The 23,757-nt window shown below is 67.6% G+C and carries 22 protein-coding genes; 8 read left to right on the top strand and 14 right to left on the bottom strand.

The window, feature by feature from the left end; genetic code table 11:
- Nucleotides 1–288 precede the first annotated feature (288 nt).
- The gene (locus CFB40_RS17930) at nucleotides 289–2,223 is read left to right on the top strand and encodes an SMP-30/gluconolactonase/LRE family protein (protein ID WP_089431938.1); all 1,935 of its coding nucleotides are present in this window, start codon (nucleotides 289–291) and stop codon (nucleotides 2,221–2,223) included.
- Between the two features lie 352 nt (nucleotides 2,224–2,575).
- The gene (locus CFB40_RS17935) at nucleotides 2,576–3,415 is read left to right on the top strand and encodes a peptidylprolyl isomerase (protein WP_089428648.1); all 840 of its coding nucleotides are present in this window, start codon (nucleotides 2,576–2,578) and stop codon (nucleotides 3,413–3,415) included.
- A gap of 33 nt (nucleotides 3,416–3,448) precedes the next feature.
- Here the strand turns inward: CFB40_RS17935 and CFB40_RS17940 are convergent, their stop codons facing one another.
- Both CFB40_RS17940 and CFB40_RS17945 read right to left on the bottom strand, forming a co-directional pair.
- Complete coding sequence (locus CFB40_RS17940; protein ID WP_089431939.1) at nucleotides 3,449–3,886, bottom strand: GNAT family N-acetyltransferase; 438 nt, start codon at nucleotides 3,884–3,886, stop codon at nucleotides 3,449–3,451.
- 129 nt (nucleotides 3,887–4,015) lie between these two features.
- A complete protein-coding gene (locus tag CFB40_RS17945) occupies nucleotides 4,016–4,921 on the bottom strand; it encodes a LysR substrate-binding domain-containing protein (RefSeq protein WP_089428646.1) in 906 nt (301 codons plus the stop codon).
- A gap of 163 nt (nucleotides 4,922–5,084) precedes the next feature.
- Here CFB40_RS17945 and CFB40_RS17950 point away from each other — a divergent pair, with 163 nt between their 5' ends.
- A complete protein-coding gene (locus CFB40_RS17950) occupies nucleotides 5,085–5,585 on the top strand; it encodes a lipocalin-like domain-containing protein (protein WP_089431940.1) in 501 nt (166 codons plus the stop codon).
- A 117-nt stretch (nucleotides 5,586–5,702) separates the two neighbouring features.
- On the opposite strand, the gene CFB40_RS17955 is transcribed toward CFB40_RS17950, so the two are convergent.
- On the bottom strand, nucleotides 5,703–6,662 hold the full coding sequence (locus CFB40_RS17955; RefSeq protein ID WP_218828885.1) for an LLM class oxidoreductase: 960 nt from the start codon (nucleotides 6,660–6,662) through the stop codon (nucleotides 5,703–5,705).
- 306 nt (nucleotides 6,663–6,968) lie between these two features.
- Here CFB40_RS17955 and CFB40_RS17960 point away from each other — a divergent pair, with 306 nt between their 5' ends.
- A complete protein-coding gene (locus tag CFB40_RS17960; protein ID WP_089428643.1) occupies nucleotides 6,969–7,859 on the top strand; it encodes a LysR substrate-binding domain-containing protein in 891 nt (296 codons plus the stop codon).
- Nucleotides 7,860–7,882: 23 nt separating this feature from the next.
- Here CFB40_RS17960 and CFB40_RS39495 read toward each other — a convergent pair whose 3' ends face one another.
- Nucleotides 7,883–8,404, bottom strand: a complete 522-nt coding sequence (locus CFB40_RS39495; RefSeq protein ID WP_373452682.1) for a hypothetical protein — start codon at nucleotides 8,402–8,404, stop codon at nucleotides 7,883–7,885.
- Between the two features lie 513 nt (nucleotides 8,405–8,917).
- Between CFB40_RS39495 and CFB40_RS17975 the strand changes: the two genes are divergently transcribed.
- Nucleotides 8,918–10,213 carry an MASE1 domain-containing protein gene (locus CFB40_RS17975; protein ID WP_089431941.1) on the top strand — a complete coding sequence of 432 codons (1,296 nt, stop codon included), beginning with the start codon at nucleotides 8,918–8,920 and terminating at the stop codon, nucleotides 10,211–10,213.
- A 13-nt stretch (nucleotides 10,214–10,226) separates the two neighbouring features.
- Entirely contained in the window at nucleotides 10,227–11,042 is an 816-nt protein-coding gene (locus CFB40_RS17980; protein WP_089431942.1) for an alpha/beta hydrolase, read from the top strand.
- Between the two features lie 86 nt (nucleotides 11,043–11,128).
- Here the strand turns inward: CFB40_RS17980 and CFB40_RS17985 are convergent, their stop codons facing one another.
- Together CFB40_RS17985 and CFB40_RS17990 are read right to left on the bottom strand one after the other, a co-directional pair.
- Nucleotides 11,129–11,755: an FMN-dependent NADH-azoreductase gene (locus CFB40_RS17985; protein ID WP_089431943.1), complete on the bottom strand. Its 627-nt coding sequence runs from the start codon at nucleotides 11,753–11,755 to the stop codon at nucleotides 11,129–11,131.
- On the bottom strand, nucleotides 11,755–12,204 hold the full coding sequence (locus CFB40_RS17990) for a GNAT family N-acetyltransferase (RefSeq protein ID WP_089431944.1): 450 nt from the start codon (nucleotides 12,202–12,204) through the stop codon (nucleotides 11,755–11,757). Before CFB40_RS17990 ends, CFB40_RS17985 begins: the two co-directional genes overlap by 1 nt.
- An 84-nt stretch (nucleotides 12,205–12,288) precedes the next feature.
- Here CFB40_RS17990 and pdxR point away from each other — a divergent pair, with 84 nt between their 5' ends.
- Entirely contained in the window at nucleotides 12,289–13,701 is a 1,413-nt protein-coding gene (gene pdxR, locus CFB40_RS17995) for a MocR-like pyridoxine biosynthesis transcription factor PdxR (protein WP_089431945.1), read from the top strand.
- A gap of 431 nt (nucleotides 13,702–14,132) precedes the next feature.
- Nucleotides 14,133–14,570: a hypothetical protein gene (locus CFB40_RS38055; protein WP_143329857.1), complete on the top strand. Its 438-nt coding sequence runs from the start codon at nucleotides 14,133–14,135 to the stop codon at nucleotides 14,568–14,570.
- A gap of 16 nt (nucleotides 14,571–14,586) precedes the next feature.
- On the opposite strand, the gene CFB40_RS18000 is transcribed toward CFB40_RS38055, so the two are convergent.
- From CFB40_RS18000 to CFB40_RS18035, 8 genes are all read right to left on the bottom strand, one after another.
- The gene (locus CFB40_RS18000; protein WP_089431946.1) at nucleotides 14,587–15,612 is read right to left on the bottom strand and encodes a MerR family transcriptional regulator; all 1,026 of its coding nucleotides are present in this window, start codon (nucleotides 15,610–15,612) and stop codon (nucleotides 14,587–14,589) included.
- A gap of 119 nt (nucleotides 15,613–15,731) precedes the next feature.
- Complete coding sequence (gene xylB, locus CFB40_RS18005) at nucleotides 15,732–17,198, bottom strand: xylulokinase (protein ID WP_089431947.1); 1,467 nt, start codon at nucleotides 17,196–17,198, stop codon at nucleotides 15,732–15,734.
- Nucleotides 17,195–18,130 carry an AraC family transcriptional regulator gene (locus CFB40_RS18010; RefSeq protein ID WP_089431948.1) on the bottom strand — a complete coding sequence of 312 codons (936 nt, stop codon included), beginning with the start codon at nucleotides 18,128–18,130 and terminating at the stop codon, nucleotides 17,195–17,197. Before CFB40_RS18010 ends, xylB begins: the two co-directional genes overlap by 4 nt.
- A 30-nt stretch (nucleotides 18,131–18,160) precedes the next feature.
- On the bottom strand, nucleotides 18,161–19,354 hold the full coding sequence (locus CFB40_RS18015; protein ID WP_089431949.1) for an ABC transporter ATP-binding protein: 1,194 nt from the start codon (nucleotides 19,352–19,354) through the stop codon (nucleotides 18,161–18,163).
- Nucleotides 19,355–19,357: 3 nt separating this feature from the next.
- On the bottom strand, nucleotides 19,358–20,392 hold the full coding sequence (locus CFB40_RS18020) for an NAD(P)-dependent alcohol dehydrogenase (protein WP_089428634.1): 1,035 nt from the start codon (nucleotides 20,390–20,392) through the stop codon (nucleotides 19,358–19,360).
- Nucleotides 20,393–20,402: 10 nt separating this feature from the next.
- Nucleotides 20,403–21,242, bottom strand: a complete 840-nt coding sequence (locus CFB40_RS18025; protein WP_089428633.1) for a carbohydrate ABC transporter permease — start codon at nucleotides 21,240–21,242, stop codon at nucleotides 20,403–20,405.
- On the bottom strand, nucleotides 21,230–22,198 hold the full coding sequence (locus tag CFB40_RS18030; RefSeq protein WP_241022388.1) for a carbohydrate ABC transporter permease: 969 nt from the start codon (nucleotides 22,196–22,198) through the stop codon (nucleotides 21,230–21,232). The genes CFB40_RS18025 and CFB40_RS18030 overlap by 13 nt, the downstream gene beginning before the upstream one ends.
- Nucleotides 22,182–23,447 carry an ABC transporter substrate-binding protein gene (locus tag CFB40_RS18035; protein WP_373452693.1) on the bottom strand — a complete coding sequence of 422 codons (1,266 nt, stop codon included), beginning with the start codon at nucleotides 23,445–23,447 and terminating at the stop codon, nucleotides 22,182–22,184. The genes CFB40_RS18030 and CFB40_RS18035 overlap by 17 nt, the downstream gene beginning before the upstream one ends.
- Nucleotides 23,448–23,757 lie beyond the last annotated feature (310 nt).

The raw sequence follows: 23,757 nt of genomic DNA on the forward strand, positions 1-23,757 counted from the left end.
GTGTAAGTGACCATTCACTGTCGCGCAGTCGCGCTCGCCATAAGCATGCTTGGGTGTCACGGGCAATGCCATTGGAGCCGAACCCGTGAAAATCGCAATGCCACGAGCGATTCGCAATTTTTTTCGATTTATATAACGCTATTCTCGCGCTGCGTATTATCGAACGCATGCTGCACGTAATACCGACTGCGCCGGATGATTCAGGGGAAGAATTTACGCATTACGGTTTTCAAGCCATCCGGCCGGCCCTTCATGTGAATGTTCGCACCATTCAGGAGAGCATCCGTCATGGTCGCCAGACAACGGTTTCAGGCTGCGCTTCTCGCCGCAGCGATCGCCGCGATTACTCCCGCCGTTTACGCAGGCAACACCACCGACTGGCTGGCGAATACGTACGGCACGCTCGCGGCCCACGTCGGCAACGTCGCGCGCGCGATGTGGGTCGCGCCCGAAGGCGTGATCTATACGGCGTCGATGTGGGACGAGGACGAGGGCGGCGTCGCGATCTACCAGAACGGCAAGAGCGTCGGCTCGATCGGCACGCACTCGGAGTTTCAGGGCAGCGCGATCACCGGTAACGCGACGTCGCTGTTCGTCGCGCTGCAGCCCGGCAAAACATACGGCAGCGGCGCGGTGGGGCGCTACAACCGCGCGACGAAGTATCGCGATCTTGTCATCCAGGTCAGCGCGGCGACCAACCAGCCGCGCATCGACGTCGTCACCGGGCTCGCGACGGCCGGCTCGCTGCTCTACGCGAGCGACTTCTACGGCAATCGCGTGCGCGTATTCACCACCGACGGCGTGTGGCAGCGGGACATCAGCGTATCGGCGCCGGGTGCGCTCGCGGTGGATGGCGCGGGCAACGTGTGGGTCGCGCAGAAGAGTGCGGGCGCGATCGCCGGCTTCAGCCCGGCCGGTGCGCTGCTGAACACGATCCGGATGCCGGCCGGGTCGGAGCCGTCGGCACTGGTTTTCGATGCGGCGGCCGGCCAGCTGCTGGTGGGCGACGAAGGCCCCGACCAGAACATCAAGCGCTATACGGTGTCGGGCCGGCCGGCGCTGGCCGGCACGTTCGGCGTGCGCGGCGGCTATCTCGACACGACGACGGGCATCAAGGGGCAGGTCGGTGCGCAGCGCTTCACGCGCATCGTCGGGCTCGGCAAGGACACCGGCGGCAATCTCTACGTGCTCAACAATCCATGGGGCGGCAGCTGGGATCTCGGCCGCAACGGCGCGACCGACATTCACGCGTACAGCAGCACCGGCAGCCTGCGGTGGACGCTGCAGTCGCTGAACTTCGAAGGGATCGCCGCGCCGGACCCGGTCACGGACGGCGCGCTGTTCTACGGCGGCACGCATGTGTATAGCGGCGGCGCGGGCGGCACGTTCGTCGCGAACACGGTCGATCCGTTCACGTATCCGGCCGATCCGCGCATCAACCTGAGCGACACGCAGCGCGGCGAGCATTTCGGGCTGCTCACGTCGGTGGGCGCGAACCGGATTCTCGTCGCGGCGGGCCAGAACCCGCCGGTCTTCTACTTCTTCCACTTCAACGCGGCGAACGGCTATATCGCGATCCCGGACGGCTCGATCCCGGGCCCCGCGTTCAACACGACGCGGCGCGTGACGAGCGGCTTCAGCATCGACAGCAAGGGCGGCGTGTGGGCCGGCCTCGACAAGACCGGCGCGATTACCCACTACCCGCTGACCGGTTTCGACGCGAGCGGCAAGCCGTCGTGGGGGCCGGGCGTCGCGACCCGCGTGCCCGACAGCATCCAGCCGCTCACGCGCATCGTCTATCTCGCGGACAGCGACACGATGGTGCTCGCGCAGGGCGCCATCGGGAGCAACGACTGGACGTCGATCGGTACGCGCATCGAGGTGTATCACGGCTGGAGCGCGGGCAACACGACGAAGCCCGACCCGGTGATCACGCTGCCGCACAGCGGCGCGAAATCGATCGACGCGGTGGGCAACCATCTGTTCGTCGGCTACTGGTTCAGCAGCAGCGGGCCGCTGTGGCCGAACGTCGACGCGTTCAACCTCACCACCGGCAAGCTCGACACCACGCTGGTCAACGCGAGCCCCGCGACCGTCGATACCAGCAGCGCGATCGATGCGATGTACAGCATCCGCGCATACCGCCGATCGAACGGCGAGTACGTGGTGATGAAGAACAACGTGAAAGGGAACAGCATCACCGTGTATCGCTGGACGCCCTGACTTTGATGAGGCATGCGCGGCCGCCTCGACCTCGGTCGGCGGCCGGGCTCGCGACGCCATGATGTGATTCATCGCGGTTTCGCGGGATTTCCATGGCGCTTCCACAGAATTTCCACATCACGCGTTCGTAATGACCGGCGTGCGCAACGCGCGCCTCACCGCCCGCCGGGCGGCTGTCCCGAACCTCCCGACACGGAAAACCCGATAAGGGCACAATGACAGCGGCATCGGCGGCACTGCGCGTGCCACGACGATGAACCGAATCGACTGACGGGTTGCGCCGGCGCATTGCTGCCCCGGTGCATGTGCGCGGCAACCCCTGCCGCGTTTTTTGAGCCGAAGTGACGAAAAGATGAAGACGAAAACCACCCCGAACCGCCTGTTGCTGATCGCCGTGCTGGCTGGCGCGCTGAGCGGGACTGCCCACGCAGAGACGGCGCCGGCCGTCGCGACCGTCGCGACGGTCAACGGTACGCCGATCACCCAGGCCGACGTCGATACGTTGCTGCGCGCGTCCGGGCAACCGGACTCGCCGCAGATCCGCCAGGCGATCAAGAATCAGCTGATCACGCGCGTGCTGGTTCAGCAGGCCGCCGAGAAGGCGAACTATGCCGACAAGCCCGAGGTCAAGGCGGCGGTGCAACAGGCGAAAACGAATGCCGAAGTGCAGCTGTATCTGCGCGACAACGTGAAGCCCGAGCCGGTGACCGAAGAACAGGTCAAGGCGCGCTACGACGAACTCGTGGCCGCGCTCGGCAAGAACGAGTACAAGCCGCGCCTGATCATCGTCCAGGATCCGGTGACGGCCGCGACGGTGCTCAGCGAGCTGAAGGCGGGCAAGTCGTTCGAAGGGCTGGCGCGTCAGTACAGCATGGCGCCGAGCCGCGATACCGGCGGCGAGCTGCCGTGGGTGAGCTTCCACACGCCGGCGACGGAAGGCAAGACGTCCGGCTTGCCGCTGCCGGTCGCGCAGGCGCTCGAGAAACTGAAGGTCGGCGCCGTGACGAACGATTCGATTCCGGTCGACGGCGTGCGGGCGATCGTGAAGCTGGATGCGAAGCGGCCGACGCAGGTGCCGGGCTTCGCGACCGCGAAGCCGGGGCTCCAGCAGCAACTGCAGGCGGCTGCCGTGGAGAAGGCGAGTGCGCAGATGATCGGCAACCTGCTGAAGGACGCGAAGATCACGCAGTGATGCAGTCACGCGGCGGCGTCGAAACGCCGGACGTCACGCGCGCCAGATCATGCTCGCGCTCGTGTCGGATTCCGACTCGCTGTGGAAGCCGAGCCGTTCGTAGAGCCGCCGCGCCGGGTTGCCGTGCAGCACGCTGAGCGACACCGGCACGTGCGCGCGTGCGGCGTCGTTCAGGAGTGCGCTCAGCACGGCTTCGCCGATGCCCCGACCCTGATGCGCGGGGAGGATCTGGATCTGGTGCACGTGCCACTCGTCGGTGGCGCGTGTCACCTTCAGCAAGCCGATGGCTTCGTCTTCTTCGCAGACGATCGTCGCATCGTCGAAGTGCGCGCGGATGCGCCGGTCGTGCGCGTCGTCGTCGGTCGGCATGCCGGCGCGTTGCAGGTGCTCCGTCATCGTGAGCTTGCGAAGCGTCAGCAGGAACGGCAGGTCGGCGGCAGACGCCGGGCGCAGGCGGATTGCGTGTGTCATCGTGCGGGCTCGTTCGTTCGGGAAGGCGGGATCGTCGACGGGAAGGTCGCCCCCCGCAGCGCATCATTCCCGATGACGGGCCGCAGGTCAAAGGGCGCCGTGCCGAATCCCGCACGCCTCCGTGGCCGATCATGCGGCGCGCCGGCCGGACACCTTCTGCGCATCCGCGAGATTGGCGATCAGCGTGTCGACCACGACGCGTTTCAGGCTCGCGAGCGCGGAAGGCGCATCGCCTCCACCCGCATGGAGGCACACGTCCACTGACGGCAGCGGCGGCAACCCGTCGCGCTCGCCAAGCTGCCGCAGTGCTGGCGGCACACCCACCATCGTTCTCGCCGTAATGCCCAATCCGCCCGCGACGCCGGCCCACAGGCTTTGCAGGCTGCCGGTCGTGTAAGCGAGTCGCCACGGGATCCCGGCCTTGTCGAGCGCATCGGTGCCGGCCTTGCGGAACAGGCATGGTGGCTTGTACAGCGCGAGATCCAGCGGCGTGCCCGCGCGCGGACGCACGTCGATGCCTTGCGGCCCGATCCACGCCATCGGCAGCGTGACCAGATGTTCGGCGTCGGCACGATGCCCGCGGCCCATCGCGAGCACGACGTCGAGTTCGCCGCCGTCGAGCCGGTCGAGCAGCACGCCGTTGCCGTCGACAACGATGTCGACGCGCACGCCCGGGTGCGTGCGCTTGAACTGGCCGAGCGCGACGGGCAGCCACGATTCGGCGAAGTCGCCCGGTAGCCCGAAACGCACGGCCCCTTCGATCGCCGCGCCGCGGATCGCGCCGACCGCCTCGTCGTTCAGCTCGAGAATGCGGCGCGCATAGGACAGCATCAGTTCGCCGGCCTCGGTCGGCACGAGGCCGCGCCCCTGGCGGCGAAACAGCGGCTGGCCGATCTGCGTTTCGAGCTTGCGCATCTGCTGGCTAACCGCCGACTGCGAGCGGCCGATCCGGTCGGCGGCGCGGTTGAGGCTGCCGAGCCGATCCGCGGCGATCAGCGTGCGCAGCGCATCCATGTCGAGATTCGGGAGCGTCATGATTCGGTTTTTCTTATAAATCGATTTCGAATTATCGTATTTATTGCATATTCCCGTCGCTACCATCAAGTGAACCGGTCGTTCCGGTTCACGGGGATGCGCGCCGTACGCGGCTGCGGATGCCCCGTGAGGTTGCTTCCCTTCTTTCTCACGAGGACAGTGAATGAACATCCGCTCGATATTCCGCCAAGGCTTTCCCGGCATGCTGCTGGCCGCTTCGATGATTCCCGGCGACGCATCGGCCGCGCCGTCGCTCGCGGGGACATGGACGTTGGTCGCGGCGGACGTACAGCATCCCGACGGCACGGTTGGCCGCGACTATGGCGCCGATCCGAAGGGGCTGCTGCTGATCGACGTGCACGGGAATTACTCGCTGCAGATCTTCAAGTCGGAGCGCCCGCGCTTCGCGTCGAACGACAAGGCGACCGGCACGCCGGACGAATTCCGTGACGCCGTGCTCGGCTCGAGCACCCACTACGGCACGCTGACCGTCGATCCCGCGAAAGACAAGCTTGCGTTTCACATCGTCAATTCGTCGTACCCGAACTGGATCGGGCAAACGCAGACGCGAAGCTATCAATTGAAGGACGGCGAGCTGAGCTACCGCGTTCCGCCGCGTGCGAACGGCGACATACCGATCTCGGTGTGGCGGCGAGTGGATTGAGGTCGGTGGGCGGCCGACGCGGGTGGCATGCGGGCGCGATCGCAGCCGGCCAGCCCGCATTGACCGATTGCCGGCGCAGGCCGGAGCCGATCGCCGTGCTGGCCGGCGCGCGCTCGGCTACCACGCCGTCGTGATCGCTGCCGGCCCGTCATGGGACGGAAAGTGCGGCAGTACTTCCTCGGCCAGTTCCTGGATGATCTCCGCCGCGGGCCGTTGCGAGAACTGGATACCGAGCGCGACATGATTCACGCCCGCCTCGCGCCATTCGTTCAGCAGCGCGATGAGCCCGTTGCGGCCGGTCCGCAGGATGAACCCGCCGCGCAGCGGCGTGCGCGGGTGATCGGGATCGTCCACGAGGTCGATCCATTCGTTGGTCATGTGCGGCCGGAATCCACCGTCGGGAATCAGTGCGCGCCACGCGCGGATTTTTTCTGCGAGTCGCAGCGGGCCGGCGCCGGTGTGCGAATCGCCGGGATAGGTCAGCCAGCCGTCCGCGTGCTCGGCGATCCACGTGAGCGACTGGCCCGATGCGCCGGTGACGATCAGCGGTACCGCGCCGGTGGTTGCCTTCGGGAGCAGTTCCGCACCGTCGAAGCTGCCGAGCGGTGATTCGATCGTCAGGTTTCCTGATCGCATCAGTTTGCGGAAATAGGCGACTGCGTGCGCGAACCGTTCGCCGCGCGATGCATGCGAGAGCCCATAGGCGGGAAACTCGATGGGCCGGTCGCCGGACGCGATGCCCATGACGAGACGGCCGCCCGACAACCGGTCGATGGTGGCCGCGCCCTTGGCCAGGTCGATCGGATGGCGCAGTGAAAAGATTGCGCTGCCGGTGGCGAGCGCAATGCGCGTGGTTCGGGCGGCGAGGAAGGACAGGTAGGTGAACGGGTCGAAGACCTGCCCCGCATCGCCGAACGACGGGTCGAACAGCGGCACGTCGCGTACCCATACGGCGGCAAAGCCGCGGCGGTCGATTTCCGTAACGAGGTCGGCCTGCCCGGTCAGGACGCGCATGTCGCCGTCGTAGGCGCGCAGCGGCAGGAAGATGCCGAGGGTCAGCTGGTTCGCGGCGAACATGCGCCGATAACCGGGGTGGGCGGAAAAGGCCGGATTCACCGCGCCGGTAGGCGCTTGCGAGGCATTCATGGCATGCATGGTCAGTGACGGTGTGGCGGTTCGGGAAGAGCGAGTCCTGGCGCGCGGTCGCTGCGTTGACGCTGTCGGGCGACCGGCCGACGCCGGGATCGATCATGGCGGTTTTGATTTAGACGGACTAAATCTGATGGCGCGCGTGTTTCGTGTGCGCTTGCGGAATGTTCGGCTACGCGTTGCAACGGGAAAAGCGATAATTTATGCCCGATGAGTTTAGGCAGGCTAAATCCCATGACCGCTGTTCCCCCGTTGCAGGCGCTGCGTACCTTTGTCGAAGTCGGCCAGCGCGGCAGCATCAAGGCTGCCGCCGAGGCGCTTCATGTCACGCCCGGCGCGATCAGCCAGCAGATCCGGTTGCTGGAAGACCGGCTCGGCGTGACGCTGTTCGAGCGGACGCGACAAGGGCTGCGCCTGACGGAAGCCGGCACGAGTGTTCATCCGTCGTTGCGTGATGCGTTCGCGCGGATCGACGCGGCGGTGGAGACGCTGGAAGCGAGCAAGGGGCGCCGGACGCTGACCGTCAGCACCGTGGCGACCTTCGCCGCCTCGTGGCTGGTCCCTCGCCTCGGGCGCTTCAACCAGCGGCATCCGGATATCGAGGTGCATGTTGAGGCGACGTCCGCGCTGGCGGACCTTCGACGCGATCGCGTGGACGTGGCTGTGCGTCACGGCCTGGGCGACTACCCGGGGCTGGACGTCGAGCGGCTGATGGCGCCCGTGCTGGTGCCGGTGGCCGGTCGCGGGCTGATCCCGAAGCGCGCCGGGTTGAAGGCGCCCGGCGATTGCCTGAAATATCCGCTGCTGCATGACGCCGACCGGGCCGACTGGCCGCTCTGGTTTGCCGCGCACGGTGTGGCCGACGAGCCGCGTGCCGCGCGCGGCTCAGCCTTCGAGGACGACTTCCTGCTGATTCGCGCCGCGGAAGCCGGGCAGGGCCTGGCGCTGGTGCCGGAGCAATACGCCCGTGCCGAAATTGCCGAGGGGCGACTCGAGCAGGTGCTGGATCTACCGTGGCCCGCGCGGTTCGCCTACTACGCGGTCACGCGGCCCGGTGCCACGCAACGACCGGAAGTGCAGGCGTTCATGGACTGGATCGTCGAGGAGTCGGCCGGCGACGCGTGAAGGGCGCCGGCGCGTGTACCGCATCAGCGGATGAGGTGGTCGTGCGCTGTGTCGTCGGTCGGTGTGCCGACCCGTTGCAGGTGCGCGTTCATCGTGAGCCGGCGCAGCGTCCGCAGGAATGGCAGGCCGGCAGCGGACGCCGGGCGCAGGCGGATTGCGTCTGCCATCACGCGAGCGCGTTCATTCGGGGTGGCACGCGCGAAGGGCGAACCCTGCTCGGTCGCATGGCGCACGCCGACGTCGCGCAGCAGCGTGAGGACGGGCAGGTCGATTTCGAGGGTGTCGCCTTCGACGTGCAGGATGGCGGTGTGGTCCTGCATCTGCACCTGCAGGATCTCGCGCCCGCGCAGCCATTTGAGGACGGCGAAGAGCCCCTTTCCCGCCTTCGGCGCGGCGATGCCGAGCGCGGTCAGGATCGTGACCGCATTGGCGAGCGCCGTGCCTTCGTTGCCGCTCAGCATGTCGCGCATGCGGCCGAGCAGTGACGTCGCGAGCGTGAAGTCGATGCCGAAACTGCCGGTCTTGAAGCTGCCGCGCACGTTCACCCGCGGCCGCACCTGATTGCCGCACAGCGCGCGGGTCGATGCGTCGAGCAGATCCCCGATGGCGAGCAGTGCGGGGCGCGAGTTCGCGCACGTCCATTTCCGACGATTCGAGCGCGGGCCCGTCGTAGGTGGCGCGAAAACGGCTCATGGCGCAGAGGGGGCCGGGATCGGCCGGGCCGGTACGGTTTTCATGGCGTAGGGTCATGCGGAAAGTGGGCGGATGTCGTGGACGATACTTGAAGCAGATGCTTTCGAATATCTTTCATGCTAGATGCGATCCACCGACCGCAGGCGATTTTGGCCGTCCGGCCAAGACGACGTTCTGACGTGTCCCGACCGTACCCGGCACACGCCGAACTTTTCCGATCCTTGCCCGGTCACAACCGCCAGCGCGCGGGCGCGCCGGCGCCTCGCACGGGGTTCCGGCCCCGGTATTCCCCGGCCCGCCCCGTCCGCATATCATTCGCACATCGCGCGCCTGCCGACCGCGGGCGCAGCACACAGGGATTCTCGATGGACACCAAACGATCGCGGCCGGGCCTCGTCGCCGCGCTGCTCTGGGCGACGCTGTATCTCGCGACCGGCTACATCTCGCACCGGTTCAACGGCCCCGTCCGGCTGACGGGCTACATCTGGCTGCCGGCCGGCGTGACGGTCGGCGCGTTCATGCTGCGGCCGATGCGCGAATGGCTGACGCTGGCCGGCGCGTTCCTGGTCGGGCAGCTCGCGCTGAGCGCCATCGAACAGGCCAGCCTGGTCAACGCGGTGCTGTTCACCGTCGACGAGGTCGGCGCGGCCGCGCTCGCGGTGTGGCTCGTCCAGCGCGTGCGCTTCTCGCTCGAAGGGCTGTATTTCCTGCGCTCGGTGATCCTCGCCGGCCTGATCGCGGGCGTGGTCGGCGCGATCGGCGGCGCGGCCTGGTACACGGTGGTCAAGGGCGCGCCGTTCTTCGACGTGTGGTCGGTGTGGGCCGCGTCCGATTTCGTCGGCGTGCTGCTGGTCACGCCGGTGCTCGCATCATGGTCGCGCTTTCGCGCGCACCGCTCGGGCGATCACGAGCGCTTCGACCTCGTGCTCGGCATGGTCTCGTTCGTGCTGGTCGTGGGCGTCGCGCTCGTGATCTTCGACGGCGACACGTCGCAGAAATTCGGCACCGGCGCGGGCTTCGCGCTGACATATATCCCGTTGTTCCTCACCGTCGCGGTGACGCTGCTGCTCGGCGGCCGCGCGGGCTCGTCGTCGGTGCTGGTGCTCGCGCTGATCGTGATCGAGCAGACCGCGCAGGGCGACGGCCCGTTCGCGTCGTTTCACGAGCATTACGGCAGTGCGCTGCTCGAGGCGCAGCTTTATCTGGCGGTCGCGTCGCTGCTGGTGCTGACGGCGAGCACGCTGAAGACGACGCGCGAACGCGTGCACGAGCATGCGGCCGTCCTGCAGAACAACATGGAGCTCGCGCTCGCGAGCGCCGGCCAGATCGCGTACGTGCTCGATCCGGAGTCGGGGCGGATCGAGTGGAGCGGCGACGTCGAGCGCGTGTTCGGCGTCGGCGTGGATGCATCGCAGATCGCGAGCGTGCCGCTCGTGCTCGAACGCGTGCAGCCGGGCGACCGCGATGCGCTGCGCGACTACTGGGATGCGGAGATCGCGGGCGAGGATCGCGCGTCGCTGTCGCTGCGCATCGTGCAGCGTGACGGCGGCACGCAGACGATCACCGATCATGGCGCGCCGCTGCTCGATTCGAATGTCGACGTGACGGTGGTGGCGGGTGTCTGGCAACTCGAGCGCGTGTGGCCGGCGGCGGACGAATGAGCGAACGCACGTCATGACGGGCCGCACGGGCGTCCTGCTGATCCACGGGCTCGGCGGCACGCAATACGATCTCGGTTCGTTGCACAAGGCGATGCGGCGCGCGGGTGCCGACACGCACATGATCACGCTGCCGGGGCACGGCACGCGCCCCGAGGATCTGGTCGGCGTGCGCGCGGAGGCGTGGCTCGACGCGGTGACCGAGCAGTATCGCGTGCTCGAAAACGAGTACGACACGCTGCATGTCGCGGGCATGTGCATGGGCGCGCTGGTCGCGCTGCTGCTATGCCACCGCGTGCAGCATGCGCGCGGCCGGCTCGCGTTGCTGGCCACGCCGGTGTTCATCGACGGGTGGTCGACGCCGTGGTACCGCGCGCTGCGGCACGTGCTGTACCGCGTGCCGGGTGTGGCGGAGCGGATGCGTGTGGAAGAAGGCGAGCCGTTCGGCATCAAGAACGCGACGATCCGCGCGATCGTGAAGAAGAAGTTCGAGCGCGAGGACAGTTTCCACTACGCATGGGTGCCGCTCGCATGCGTGCGGCAGGTCGACCGGATGCGCGACTGGGCGCTCGAGGCCGCGGCCGGCACGCCGTGCCCGACGCTCGTGCTGCATGCGCGCGAGGACGAACTGACGAGCCTGCGCTCGGCCGATTTCCTGCTCAAGACAATGCCCGATGCGCGCGGGATCGTGCTCGAGAACAGCTATCACATGATCTGCGCGGACAACGATCGCGACGACGTCGCGCGCCACGTGCTCGACTTCTTCGGGTTCGATCCGGTGCATGCGGTGAGCCCGGCGATGGCGCGCCGGATGGGACGGCTGGCATCCTGACGGGCGACGTGCGCGGCGCGGGATGCGCGATATTCGCTGCCCCCGGTACGCATCGGGTCTTGCATGCGTACCGCGGCGTGGCGAATTCATGCCGTTTCCGTTTCCGTTTCCGTCGCGCGTCGCGCCAGCAGGTTCGATGCGGCCAACTGGCCGCGTACCGCATCGATGGCGGCGTCGCTCGGCGCAATGCCTTCGAGGTAGATGAAATCGACCGTCGACAGGCCGATGACGGCGAGCACCTGCTTCAGGTACGGGGTCAGGAAATCGGGCTGCCGTGCCGCTGCGCCGGTGCAGATGCCGCCCGAGCGTACCAGCACGAGCACGGGGCGATCGGCGAGCAGGCCGAACTTGCCTTCCGGCGTGGCCGTGAACGTGCGGCCGATACGCAGCACGAAATCGATCCACAGCTTCAGCGCGGCAGGTACCGTGAAGTTGTGCATCGGTGTGCTGATCAACACGCCGTCGCTGTGTTCCACCTCCGCGATCAGTTGTTCGGAGTACGCCAGTACGGGATCGGAATCCGGCTGCCTCGTGACCACCGCATGCGCATAGTCGGCCGATAGCGAAGGCAATCCGGGTTGACCGAGGCTGCGCGACACGACCCGCGCATCGGGGCGGGCCGCCCGCCATTGCGCGATGGCTTCGTGCGCAATGCGTGCGCCCAGCGAATGACTGCCATGCGGACTGGCATCGACAAAAAGAAGGTTGTTCATCAGAGCGCCTGTAGTGACTGACTGAAATGCACGCCGCGGGACAGCAGCCCCTGGCGGAAATAGAAACGCTGCGCGAGCGCGTTGGAGAGCCCGGTATCGAGTACCAGCTGCAGGCAGCCGTGTTGCCGCGCGTCGTCGCGCACCGCATCGAGCAGCCGCTCGCCCAGCCGTTGATTGCGCGCGTGTTCGGTCGCGACCAGATCGTCGACATAGACGAAGCGCCCGTACAGCGTGTTTTCGAGGTGACGGTATCCCGCCAGCGCGACGACCGCGCCGTCCGGGCTGCCGTGCCGTGCGGTCAGCAGCACATAGCCTTGTTCGGCCTGGCGGTGCATCTGCCGCACGAACGCATCGACATCGGTCAGGTGCGGGCGTAGTTCTCGCATCACGTCGAACGTCGACCGGTATTCCGCGTCCGTCACGGCGCGTTTCAAATGGATCTCTGGCATCACGATTGCTCCACGGTAACGTCGTTACTGTACGAATCGGATGGCGTATCCTGAAGGTCCAAAAAGTGACTATTTGACTGGGACATGAAATTCGACGATCTGATGCCGGACCGTCATCTCGACATGCCGGTCTATCGGCAACTGGTCCGGCGCTTCCGCGAGGCGATCGAGACGGGCAAGCTGGCGCCGGGCAAGCGCGTGCCGTCGGTACGGAGCCTGGCCAGCGAACTCAATCTGGCACGCGGCACCGTCGAAGCGGCTTATCAGATCCTCATCGGCGAAGGGTACCTGGTCGCACATGGGCCGGCCGGCACCGTCGTGTCACCCCAACTGCCGGATGGCCGGCAGCCGCGTGCCGCGGCGCCCCGGCCGGACGAACCGCCGCGCGGCGATTCGACGGCGAGCGGGCCGAAGCCGTTCCAGATGGGCATTCCCGCGCTCGATGCGTTTCCGCGCATGCCGTGGATACGGCTCACCGGCCGTCATGTGCGGGCGATGGCGACCCCGTCGCTGGACTACGCGCCGCCACAAGGTCACGACGGGCTCAGGCGTGCGCTGTCCGCGTACCTCGGCGTGTCGCGCGGCATCGACTGTTCGGCCGGGCAGATCTTCATCACCGCGGGGTATCGCGGCGCGCTGGACCTGATCTGCCGGACCTTGCTGCGCCCCGGCGACGCCGGCTGGTTCGAGGATCCCGGGTATATCCACGCACGCCGCCTGCTCGAGCACGCGGGGATGCGGCTCGTGTCCGTGCCGGTCGACGACGACGGACTGTGCGTGGAAACGGGGCTGCGCCGGGCGGCCGATGCACGTTTTGCCGTGGTGACGCCGACCCATCAAAGCCCGCTCGGTGTCGCGCTGTCGCTGCCGAGACGCCTGGCCTTGCTCGACTGGGCCAGGCAGCAGCGGGCCTGGATCGTCGAGGACGATTACGACAGCGAGTTCCGATACCACGGTCGCCCGTTGCCCGCGCTCAAGAGCCTGGATCGCCACCAGCGCGTGCTTTACACCGGGTCGTTCAGCAAGGTGCTGTATCCGGGCTTGCGGCTGGGGTATCTCGTTGTTCCGGAGGAGCAGGTCGCGGCCTTTCGCGACACCGCCGGCTGGCTCGGCGGTAGCGGCCAGATGCTGATGCAATCCGTCGTCGCCGATTTCATGGAGCAAGGGCACTTCGCGCGCCATCTGAAGAAGATGCGGGCGCTTTATGCCACTCGCCGCGCGTGGTTGATCGATGCGTTGGGCAAGGTGTTTGGTGATGCGCTGCACGTTCCGCCCCGTGCGGGCGGCCTGCATGTGGTGGCCTATTGGCGCACGGCGGTCGACGATCGCGCCGTCGCACGCATGGCCGACCTGCAGGGCTTGTCCGTTCAGCCGCTGAACGACTGGAGCCCGGGCGGCCGGATGCCACCCGGCATGTTGCTCGGTTTCACGAACCTGACGTCGGCGCAGCAGGCGTTGACGCTGGTTCGGCGCCTGTATCGGCTCGTTCGTGTGTGAACCGGGTGTGGTGGATGACGAACCCGCGGGACGCCGGAGTACGTGCGACTGGCGCCACGATTTTGCGATTGTGTGACAGAGTTACCGCGACTGTTCTACGCATGGTCGATAACACCCCGTGATGTCGTCGTCCGAGTTCGTGCCTCATGGGTGCCTGGCACCATGTTTTCCGCCTTTCGACCGAGCTGACTTAACCGGCCTGGTTCGCATCATCGGCGGCGGCTCTCGGCCACAAGCGGTCTTCCAACAGTTGGGGCTAGAACGTTGACACCAGGGCTCCACGGACGCATGCTCCAACGCAATCGCCCGCGATGTTCCGGTGAGAACCATCCGCGTTGCGATGCGACTGATCCTGCGAATCGGGAGTGGCAATGGCAAAAAGTCGGAAGCGGGTCTCCCAACGACGCACTGCGATACACGCGGGATTATGGGTGCCGCTTTATTTTGCGCTCGCACCTTGGGCGTCGCTCGCATCCCCTTGGCAAGACCTCGAAGTACTGGGAAAGAGGTTTCGCATTGAAATCGACAAGGCGTACCAGAAGGTCCCCAAAAGCGGCTCGACCCAAGAGATAGATAAAGCCGGGGACATTACTTGGCTCGCAGTGCGCTACATTCCGCTCGGAAGTTCATTTGACGACGCCGAAGTTATTCTTCGCGCCGCCGGATTTGCAGTCGGAGCACGGCCGGGACCAAACCAGCCGGGGAATCTACCGCATAGATATGATGTTGTTGCGCGGATAGAGCAGTACCGTACAAGCTTACTTTTCTCGCGCACCGACGTGTCCGTACTTCTTTCGCCCAAAGCTCCCGGCGATTTTCAAGATGGTGTTTCGGCGGTTTTCGCATCGTTTACGACGAGTTATTTGTAGCGAAATTGCGATGCCGCTACCCCGCCTCCGGTCGCCGTGCGATCCGCGCTCGGGTCGCAGGCGACGCAAGACAGGTAGCCACGGCTTCGTATCCCGGTGCGCCGGGGTACGGCGCGACGCGGGCCGGCGGGCTATGGTTCGCGGGACACAGAATGATCGCTTCGTCGGGGCCGACGGCCGACAGGTCCAGGATCGCCGACGAGCGGGTCAGCATGAACAGCGGCCTCATGCCGTCGGCTCTGGCACGCTGCCGAAGGCACGCAATCAGCGCTGCCTGCGTCGGCTGGTCGAGATCCTGTTCGATCATGTCCACGACCCGGGCGCCGGCGCCGTCTGCCTCGAGTCCGGCGAGCAGCACGGTCAGCGCCGCAGACGCCGTGGCGCCTTCATCCGCGAGCCATGTCGCCGTGCGTTCGACCCGCGCCTTCAGCGCCGGATCGGCCCGCAACGCGGCGAAGGCAGCCGCGCCGCCGTCTTCCAGCCGGTCCAGCCCGATGAACGCTGCGCCAGGCAACGCGTCGGCGAGCCGATGCGCGAGACGGGTCTTGCCGCTGCCCAGCGAACCGATGATGTAGTTCAACGGACGGATATCGCGAAATTCGAACCATTCACCGTCCCACGGCCAAGGGAGGTTGAACGCAACGCCCGCGGCCGCCGGAGCGAGCAGGCGCGTCAGTTCGCCGTCGTCGGGCATGCGGCCGCGGGCAAGATCGGCGCGGATCGCGCGAACCTTGTCGACCTTGCCGACCAGATCCTGAATGCCGCGCCCGAGCGCCGCTTCATGCGTCGCCAGGGCGTCGCTCAGGCTGCGGGCGTCGCCGCCCAGCACGTTCGCGACCTGGGCCAGGCTCAAGCCGAGCGCGCGAAGCGCCGCGACTTCGGCCGCACGCGCCAGATCGTCCGGGCCGTAGGCGCGGTATCCGGCCACCGTTCGCCCGGGCGTGACCAGTCCTTGCCGCTCGTACAGCCGCAGCGCCTTGGCCGATACGCCAAGCCGCATCGCGGCTTCCGATGCGCTCAGGCCGCGCGTGACATCGCTCATGGGTCACCTTCGGGTCGTCGATTCGTTGCGCCCAGCATAAAGGCGATCCCAAGGGCCGGGTCAAGCGCGTTCGCGTGTTGACGTGAATCGACGAAGACGCCGGCCGCGCCGCGCGTCAGTCAGTCGGCCGCCGCGAATTCGTCGCGCAGCGCGTGATACAGCCGCCGATACCGCGCCAGCCGCCCCGCCAGCAGATCGACCATGGCGGCATCGGGCGCGACCGTCTCCGTGACGGGCGGCGCGACGCAGACCTCTGCGAGCGTGTCATCGGTCGCGGTCAGGCGTGCAAGCCGCGCCGCGCCGAGTGCCGCACCAACCGCGCCGTCCGCGTGGCGTTGCATCGCGAGCCCGGTCGCATTCGCGCACAGCCGCGCCCAGAACGCGCTCTTCGAGCCGCCGCCGATGAACGACACCGCGTCGAGCGTCGTGCCGGCCGCACGCAGCGCGTCGTAGCCGTCGGCCATCGCGAACGCGACGCCTTCCATCACCGCGTACGCGAGGTCGTATGCATCGTGCTCGTTGGACAGCCCGAAGAACACGCCGCGTGCGTGTGCGTCGTTGTGCGGCGTGCGCTCGCCACCGAGATACGGCAGGAACAGCGGCGCACGCGCCGGCTCTGCACGTTCGGCGCGCGCGGCGAGCACGCCGGCGGTCGTGCCGTGCGCGCGGGCGAGCCAGTCGAGGCTCGCGGCGGCCGACAGGATCACGCTCATCTGGTGCCAGCGCCCTTCGACGCAGTGGCAGAACGCGTGCACGGCCGCGTCCGGGTTCGGCGCGAAGCGGTCGTTGCCGGCGAACAGCACGCCCGACGTGCCGAGCGACAGGAAGCCGCTGCCGGCGCCCGTCACGCCCATGCCGATCGCGGAGGCCGCGTTGTCGCCGGCGCCGCCGGCGATCGTCACGGGCCCCGCGATGCCCCATTCGCGCCGCAGCGTGTCGCGCAGCTGTGCGGCCGGTGCGTTGCCCTCGACGAGGCGCGGCATCTGCGCGCGCGTCAGCTCGGTCGCGGCGAGCATCCGGTCGGACCAGTCGCGGCGCGCGCAGTCGAGCCACAGCGTGCCCGATGCATCCGACATCTCGGACACGAATTCGCCGGACAGGCGCCAGATCAGGTAGTCCTTCGGCAGCAGCACCTTGTGCACCGCGCGGAACACGGCGGGCTCGTATTTCGCGAGCCACAGCAGCTTCGGCGCGGTGAAGCCGGGCATCGCCATGTTGCCGGTGATCGCGCGCGATTCCGGCACCAGCGCCTCGAGCTCGACGCACTCGGTGCCGGCGCGCGTGTCGTTCCACAGGATCGCGGGGCGCAGCACCTGGTCCGCGCGATCGATCAGCGTCGCGCCGTGCATCTGCCCCGAGAGCGCGATGCCGCGCAGCGCGGCGAAGCCGGCCGGGTGTGCGGCGCGCACCGCCGCGATTGCGTCGAGCATCGCGTGCCACCACGCCTGCGGGCTCTGTTCCGACCAGTGCGGATGCGGGCGGCTGATCGACAGCGCGGCCGAGCCGGTCGCGAGCGGGACCGAACGGGAATCGGTGAGGAGTACCTTGACCTCGGACGTGCCGAGATCGATGCCGAGAAATGTCACGTGTGAAGCATCCTGTCTGGGGCGCGCAGCGGCGTGCGTCGCGGGGGCGGCGCGTCGTCGCGGCCGTGCGGTTCGTTGAGCCGGTGCAGCGCGCGGAACCTCGACGGCGGCACCTGCTTCATCGCGAGAAACTGACGGTTGAAATTCGACAGGTTGTTGAAGCCAACCCGGTAGCAGATGTCGGTCACCGTCAGGTCGGAAAACATCAGCAGCTCGCAGGCCTCGTTGATGCGCAGCCGGTTCAGGTAGCGCACGAACGACGAGCCGGTATGGCGGCGGAAAAACCGCGTGAAGGTGCTGACGCTCATCCCGGCGAACGCGGCGACGTCGGTCTCGCGCAGCATGCCGGGCAGGTTCTGCTGCAGGTACGACAGCACCTGGTTGATGGTCGACGACATGTAGTGCTGCGCGTCGCTGCGGTAGCCGGGGCCGGCGAGCACGCGCCGTTCGCGGCACGACGACAGCCGGTCGAACAGCGACATCAGGATCTCGACGCGCCGGCAGCCGTGCGCGTTCGCGAGTTCGAGCATCAGCGGCGCGACGTCGCGGCCGACGCGGTCGGGAAACTGCACGCCGCGCGCCGCGTCGTCGATCAGCTCGATCACCGGCTGCAGCTCGCTGAACGCGCCGACCATCTTCTCGATCGCATCGCGCGAGAACTGCAGCACGACGTCGCGCGACGGCACGCGTTCGCCGTCGGCGAGTTCGCTGACCCAGTTGTGCGGCAGGTTCGGCCCGGTGACGATCAGGTTGCCGGGGCCGAAATCGCCGATGTGATCGCCGACGAACATCTTGCCGTGCGACGACTGGATCAGATGAATCTCGTACTCGGGATGGAAGTGCCACTTCGCGACCGAGTGCGGATAGTCGTGGACCCACGCGCGGAACGATTCGTCGCGGTGGGTGGGAACGATCTCGAGATCCGGGTTCATCGTGTGCTCCGTCGGGGGCGTGCCGGCGTGCTACGAACGGGACATCGACCAGCCCGTCGCGGCGGGCGGCGTGGTGCGCGTCGCGGCCGCCGGCGGCGCCGCGTGCGCGATCGGGTTCGCGTCCGGCAGCGCGACGTTGCGCTCGGTGCCGGCGTCGAACAGATGCAGGGCTTCTTCGTCGAAGCGGAACGCTACCACGGCCCCCGGCGCCGGGGCCATCGGGGCCGGCACGAGGGCCGCGCACGGCTGGCCGCGCCAGTCCAGCGTGACGAGCGCCTCGGCGCCGAGCAGCTCGACGAGCTCGACCGTGCCGGTCAGTGCGAGCGTGCCCGGGGTCGGATCCGGTTCGGTGACGAGCCGCAGGTGGTTCGGGCGGATCGCGGCCTTCACCTGCTGGCCGTCGTGCAACCGGGCGAAGCGTGGCGACGCGAGCGGCCAGCGCGCGCCGTTGCAGTCGAGCAGCACGTTCGCGCCGACCCGCTCGATCACGCCGTCCGCGAAGTTCATCGCGGGCGTGCCGACGAAGCCGGCGGCGAACACGGTGTGCGGCTGCCCGTACAGCTCGGCCGGCGTGCCGATCTGCTCGATGTGGCCGCCGCGCATCAGCACGACGCGGTCGGCCAGCGTCATCGCTTCCAACTGATCGTGCGTGACGTACAGCGTGGTCGTCTTCAGCCGCCGATGCAGCCGCTTGATGTCGCCGCGCAACTGCGTGCGCAGCTTCGCGTCGAGGTTCGACAACGGCTCGTCGAACAGGAACACGGCCGGCGTCTTGATCATCGCGCGCGCGATCGCCGCACGCTGCTGCTGGCCACCCGACATCGCGCGCGGGCGGCGGTCGAGCAGCGCGTCGAGGCTCAGGATGCGCGCGACGTCACGCACGCGGCGGTCGATCTCGTCGGCCGGCACCTTCAGGCGCCGCAGGCCGAACGCGATGTTGTCGTACACCGTCATGTGCGGGTACAGCGCGTAGTTCTGGAACACCATCGCGACATTGCGCTCGCGCGACGGCAGGTCGTTGACGACCGCGTCGCCGATCACGAGCTCGCCGCCGGTGATCGCCTCGAGGCCCGCGATCATCCGCAGCATCGTCGACTTGCCGCAGCCGGACGGGCCGAGCAGCACGATGAATTCGCCGTCGGCGATCTCGAGGTCGAGCGGGTGCAGCACGGCGGGGCCGCCGTCGTAGTGCTTCGACAAAGCCTTGCAGATGATCTGGGCCATGGCTCAATCCATTTCGATCTGAATCTTGACGTCGCGCGGGTGGCCGCTCGCCGCTTCCTCGAACGCGCGCACGCCTTCGGAAAACGGGAACGTGCGCGAGATGAACGGCTTCACGTCGATCGCGCCGGACGCGATCAGCGCGAGCGCGCGTGGAAAGATGTTCGCGTAGCGGAACACCGATTCGATGCGGCCCTCCTTCGCCTGCAGCGCGACCACGTCGAGCGGCACCGGGGCGACCGGCATCCCGATCAGCACCGCGCAGCCGCCCGGGCACATCAGGTCGACGAGGCCCGCATACGCGTTCGCGCTGCCGCTGGCCTCGAACACGACGTCCGCGCCCCAGCCGCCGGTGGCTTCGGCCACGACGTCGGCGAGCGACTGCGTGCGCACGTCGACGGTCGTGACGGCGCGGTTGCCGGCGAACAGCGCGAGCTTGTCGGGCACGACGTCGGCGAGGATCACGCGCGCGGCGCCGCCGGCGAGCGCGGCGAGCGCCGTCATCGCGCCGATCGTGCCGGCGCCGATCACGACCGCGAGGTCGCCCGGCTTCATCGCCGCCTTCTTCGCGGCCTGCAGGCCGATCGACAGCGGCTCGACGATCGCGCCTTCGGCGAACGACACATTGTCCGGCAGCCGGTACGTGAACGCGGCCGGATGCACGACGAACGGCGTCAGGCAGCCGTGGATGGGCGGCGTCGCCCAGAAGCGCACGTCGGGATCGAGGTTGTAGAGCCCGCGCAGCGTCGCGGGCGAATCGAGGCGCGGCACGCCTGGCTCCATGCACACGCGGTCGCCGACGCGCAGGTGCGTGACGCCGGCGCCGGTCTCGACGACGGTGCCGGACGCCTCGTGGCCGAGCACCATCGGCGCGTCGACGCGAAACGGGCCGATGCCGCCGTGAACGTAGTAATGCACGTCGCTGCCGCAGACGCCGACCGTATGCACCTTGATCCGGACGTCGCCAGGGCCGACCGCCTGCGGCAGGTCGATGTCGCGCAGCGCGAGCTCGCGCGTGCGTTCGAGTACGAGTGCTTTCAACACATCCTCCTTATTTTCCCTTGACCATCGAATTGAGCAGGCGGCTCAGCATGCCGACGAACACGAGCGGCGGCAGCGCGAGCAGCACCGTCGACGCGTTGATCACGCCCCATGGCACTTCCTGGCCGAGCGACGTGAACGCGGATGCGACCACCGGCAGCGTCGCGCTGCGCGACGACGTCAGCGCGAGCGCGATCATCAGTTCGTTCCACACCAGCACGAAGCTGAACACGATGCCGCCGAGCAGCGTGCTCGCGCACACCGGCAGCGCGATATGCCAGAACACCGCGTACGGGCCGTAGCCGTCGAGCGCGGCGGCTTCCTCGATCTCGCGCGGCAGCCGGCGGAACACGGGGATCGACAGCCACGTGATGGTCGACAGCGTGACGAGCAGGTACGTGACGATCATCGACAGCTTCGTGTCGTACAGCCCGAGATCGACCCAGATCGCGATCAGCGGCAACGCGACCGCGACCGGCGGCAGGAAGCGCAGCGACAGCAGGAAGAACTGGATGTCGCGCTTGCCGCGTATCGGGTAACGCGCGATCGCATACGCGGCCGGCACGCCGAGCACGGCGCCGATCAGCACGGCCGCGCCGACGATCGCGATGCTGTTGCCGAGCCCGATCAGCACCTCGGGGCTCGACAGCACCTGCTCGTAGTTCGCGAGCGTCGGCGTGAAGATGAAGCGCGGCACGGGCGTGACGATGTCGAGCAGGTGCTTGAGCGAATTGAGCACGGCCCAGAACAGCGGGAACGCGGCGACGAGCAGGATCGCGCCGGCGATCGCGACAGTCGTTGCGGTCGAAACGGTCGCGGCGGTGCCGCGGCGGGCCATCAGTCGTCCCATTTGTTGACCCTCTTCCAGATGAGCGTGAAGACGAGCGTGGTCGCGACCATCATCAGCACGGCCATGCCCGACGCATAGGACACCTTGCCGGCGAGGCCGATGCCCTGCTGGTACGCGTACAGGTCGAGCGTTTCGGTCGCGATGCCGGGGCCGCCCTTGGTCATCACGTAGATCAGGTCGAACGAGCGCAGCGATTCGACCATCTTGATGAACACGAGGCTCACGAGCGGCGCCTTCAGCATCGGCAACGTGATGTACGCATGCACCTGCCACGTGGTCGCGTAGTCGAGCCGCGCGGCTTCGAGCGGCTCGGGCGGCAGCGTCTCCAGCAGCTTCAGGATCACGACCGCGAAGAACAGCCCCCATTGCCACACGTCGACCAGCGCGACCGCGTACAGCGCGAGATGCGGATCGGCGAGGAACGCGGTGTTCTCGATCCCGAGCATGCCGAGCAGCCAGCTCAGGATGCCGGTGAGCGGCGCGTACATGAATTTCCAGATGAACGCGGCCGACACGCGCGGCAGCAGCACCGGCATGATCAGCACCAGCGACGCGAGGCGGCGCCAGCGGCCGTGCACGCGCTCGAACAGGAACACGGCCAGCGCGATCCCGACCAGCACCGCGCCGGCCACCGTGACGACTTCCCACAGCACCGACACTTCGATCGCGTTCAGGAAGCGCCGGTCGGACGCGAGCCGGATGAAGTTGCGCAGGCCGACGTATTCGCTGTCCGGATAGCGCAGCACGCGGTTGCGCAGCGCGAGATTGATCGCGGCGACCGTCGGGACGAGGCTCAGGACCGCGAGCAGCGCGAGCGTCGGTGCGAGGAACACCCACGGCAGGCTCGTGCGGTCGCGGCGCGCGCGGCCGCGCCGGGCGGACGGTGCGGAAGGCGGGGCAGGGGCCGGACGGACGCCGAGCGCGCGTCCGCCGGCGCCGTCATTTGCGAGCGCCATGTTCGAGCGCGTCCTTCGCGTACTGGTCTGCGTCGTCGAGCGTGCCGCGCACGTCCGTCTGCGTGCCGGTGAACACCTGCTCGAGCGCGATGCCGAGGTTGTCGCCGATATCCGGCCACTGCGGCGTGCGCCAGATCGTCACCTGCGTGACCGGGTTGGTGTCGTTCAGCCCGGCCTGGATCTGCGGCGCGACGTGCTGCTTGAAGTACGGGCTCGCGATCGTGCTCGACCGGTTGTAGTCGCTGAACACGCCGTTGCGCAGCCGTGCCTGCTCCTGGTCCTTGCTGGTCGCCCACGCAATGAAGCGGCCGGCGGCCATCCGCGTGCAGTCGTCCTTCGCGCCGACCGCCGAGATCGCGAAGCCGTGGCCATAGGCGGCCGACAGCAGCGGTGCGGGCGGGCGCGTGTAGCCGACCTTGCCGGCCACGCTCGACTTGCTCGCATCCTCCATCCAGTCCGCGAACGGTGTCGACTCGATCATGAACGCGACCTTGCCCGAGCGGAACGCTTCGAGCGCGTTGCTCCAGTCGTAGGTCGCCGCGCCCGGCGGCGCATACTTGAACAGGTCGCTGTAGAGCTGCGTGGCCTTCACGGCGGCCGGCGAATTGAACGCGGGCTGGCCGCCCTTGTCGGTCCACGCGCCGCCCATCCCGAGCATGAACGGCGACCAGCGCCACACGTTCATTCCGGAGCCGCGCTGGCCGCGCGCGACCCAGCCGTACAGTTTCGGCGGCGCGTTGAGCTTCTTGATCGCGGCGACGAGCTGGTCGAGCGTCTTCGGCACCGGGATGTGCGCGGCGTCGAGCAGGTCGCGGCGGTAGAACAGGAAGTCGCCGCCGCCGATCAGCGGCGCGAAGTACGCGACGCCGTTGTAGCTCGCGACCGCGCGGCGGCCGGGCAGGAAGTCGTCGTAGTCGTATTCCTTCGGGTAGTACTTGAGGAGCGGCACGATCCAGTTGGCCGACGCGAATTCGGCGACGTTCGCCTCGTCGACGTAGTAGATCTGGTAGGAACCCGCGCCGGTCGACGCGTCGAGCCGCGACTTCGCGCGGCGGTCGTTTTCGCCGAAATAGCTGATCTCGACCTTGGTGCCGCTCTTCTTCTCGTAGTCGGCCAGCGACTTCTCCATCACCGACAGGCCGAGACTCTTCTGCGCGAGCACCCGGAGGGTCGGCACCTTGCAGACCTGCGCGGCCGCGACGCCCGGCAGACAGGCGCCGAGCAGCAGGCCGGCTGCGACGATTCGCATCTTGTTCACCCGTGTCTCCTTGATTCTGCTTGTTCGAATGCCGTCGATGACGGCAGGAACAATGGTGTGACGGGGGCGATGCGGGCACCACATCAAAAGAAAACGCCAACCGATACTTTTTGCTCAGGGTTGGTCGTGCGATGCACAAAATGTGGTGGTGGGGGGAGGCGGGCCGTGGGCCGGCGGGGCCGTATAGCTTCATATATCGCACGTCGGCCTAGGTACTTCGGCCGACTTCTCGATCCACACAAAGTACTGTATATATATACAGTTTGCGTGCATCATGCTGGACTCCTCAGGCAACAAAAGC

The organism is Burkholderia sp. AU31652, assembly GCF_002223155.1.
In the GTDB taxonomy this organism is placed as follows: domain Bacteria; phylum Pseudomonadota; class Gammaproteobacteria; order Burkholderiales; family Burkholderiaceae; genus Burkholderia.

Bases quoted from the DNA above. Each gene is read 5' to 3' on its own strand.
- CFB40_RS17930 (WP_089431938.1), top strand. From the start codon at position 289: ATGGTCGCCAGACAACGGTTTCAGGCTGCGCTTCTCGCCGCAGCGATC.
- CFB40_RS17935 (WP_089428648.1), top strand. From the start codon at position 2,576: ATGAAGACGAAAACCACCCCGAACCGCCTGTTGCTGATCGCCGTGCTG.
- CFB40_RS17940 (WP_089431939.1), bottom strand. From the start codon at position 3,886: ATGACACACGCAATCCGCCTGCGCCCGGCGTCTGCCGCCGACCTGCCG.
- CFB40_RS17945 (WP_089428646.1), bottom strand. From the start codon at position 4,921: ATGACGCTCCCGAATCTCGACATGGATGCGCTGCGCACGCTGATCGCC.
- CFB40_RS17950 (WP_089431940.1), top strand. From the start codon at position 5,085: ATGAACATCCGCTCGATATTCCGCCAAGGCTTTCCCGGCATGCTGCTG.
- CFB40_RS17955 (WP_218828885.1), bottom strand. From the start codon at position 6,662: ATGTTCGCCGCGAACCAGCTGACCCTCGGCATCTTCCTGCCGCTGCGC.
- CFB40_RS17960 (WP_089428643.1), top strand. From the start codon at position 6,969: ATGACCGCTGTTCCCCCGTTGCAGGCGCTGCGTACCTTTGTCGAAGTC.
- CFB40_RS17975 (WP_089431941.1), top strand. From the start codon at position 8,918: ATGGACACCAAACGATCGCGGCCGGGCCTCGTCGCCGCGCTGCTCTGG.
- CFB40_RS17980 (WP_089431942.1), top strand. From the start codon at position 10,227: ATGACGGGCCGCACGGGCGTCCTGCTGATCCACGGGCTCGGCGGCACG.
- CFB40_RS17985 (WP_089431943.1), bottom strand. From the start codon at position 11,755: ATGAACAACCTTCTTTTTGTCGATGCCAGTCCGCATGGCAGTCATTCG.
- CFB40_RS17990 (WP_089431944.1), bottom strand. From the start codon at position 12,204: ATGCCAGAGATCCATTTGAAACGCGCCGTGACGGACGCGGAATACCGG.
- pdxR (WP_089431945.1), top strand. From the start codon at position 12,289: ATGAAATTCGACGATCTGATGCCGGACCGTCATCTCGACATGCCGGTC.
- CFB40_RS18000 (WP_089431946.1), bottom strand. From the start codon at position 15,612: ATGAGCGATGTCACGCGCGGCCTGAGCGCATCGGAAGCCGCGATGCGG.
- CFB40_RS18010 (WP_089431948.1), bottom strand. From the start codon at position 18,130: ATGAACCCGGATCTCGAGATCGTTCCCACCCACCGCGACGAATCGTTC.
- CFB40_RS18015 (WP_089431949.1), bottom strand. From the start codon at position 19,354: ATGGCCCAGATCATCTGCAAGGCTTTGTCGAAGCACTACGACGGCGGC.
- CFB40_RS18025 (WP_089428633.1), bottom strand. From the start codon at position 21,242: ATGGGACGACTGATGGCCCGCCGCGGCACCGCCGCGACCGTTTCGACC.
- CFB40_RS18030 (WP_241022388.1), bottom strand. From the start codon at position 22,198: ATGGCGCTCGCAAATGACGGCGCCGGCGGACGCGCGCTCGGCGTCCGT.
- CFB40_RS18035 (WP_373452693.1), bottom strand. From the start codon at position 23,447: ATGCGAATCGTCGCAGCCGGCCTGCTGCTCGGCGCCTGTCTGCCGGGC.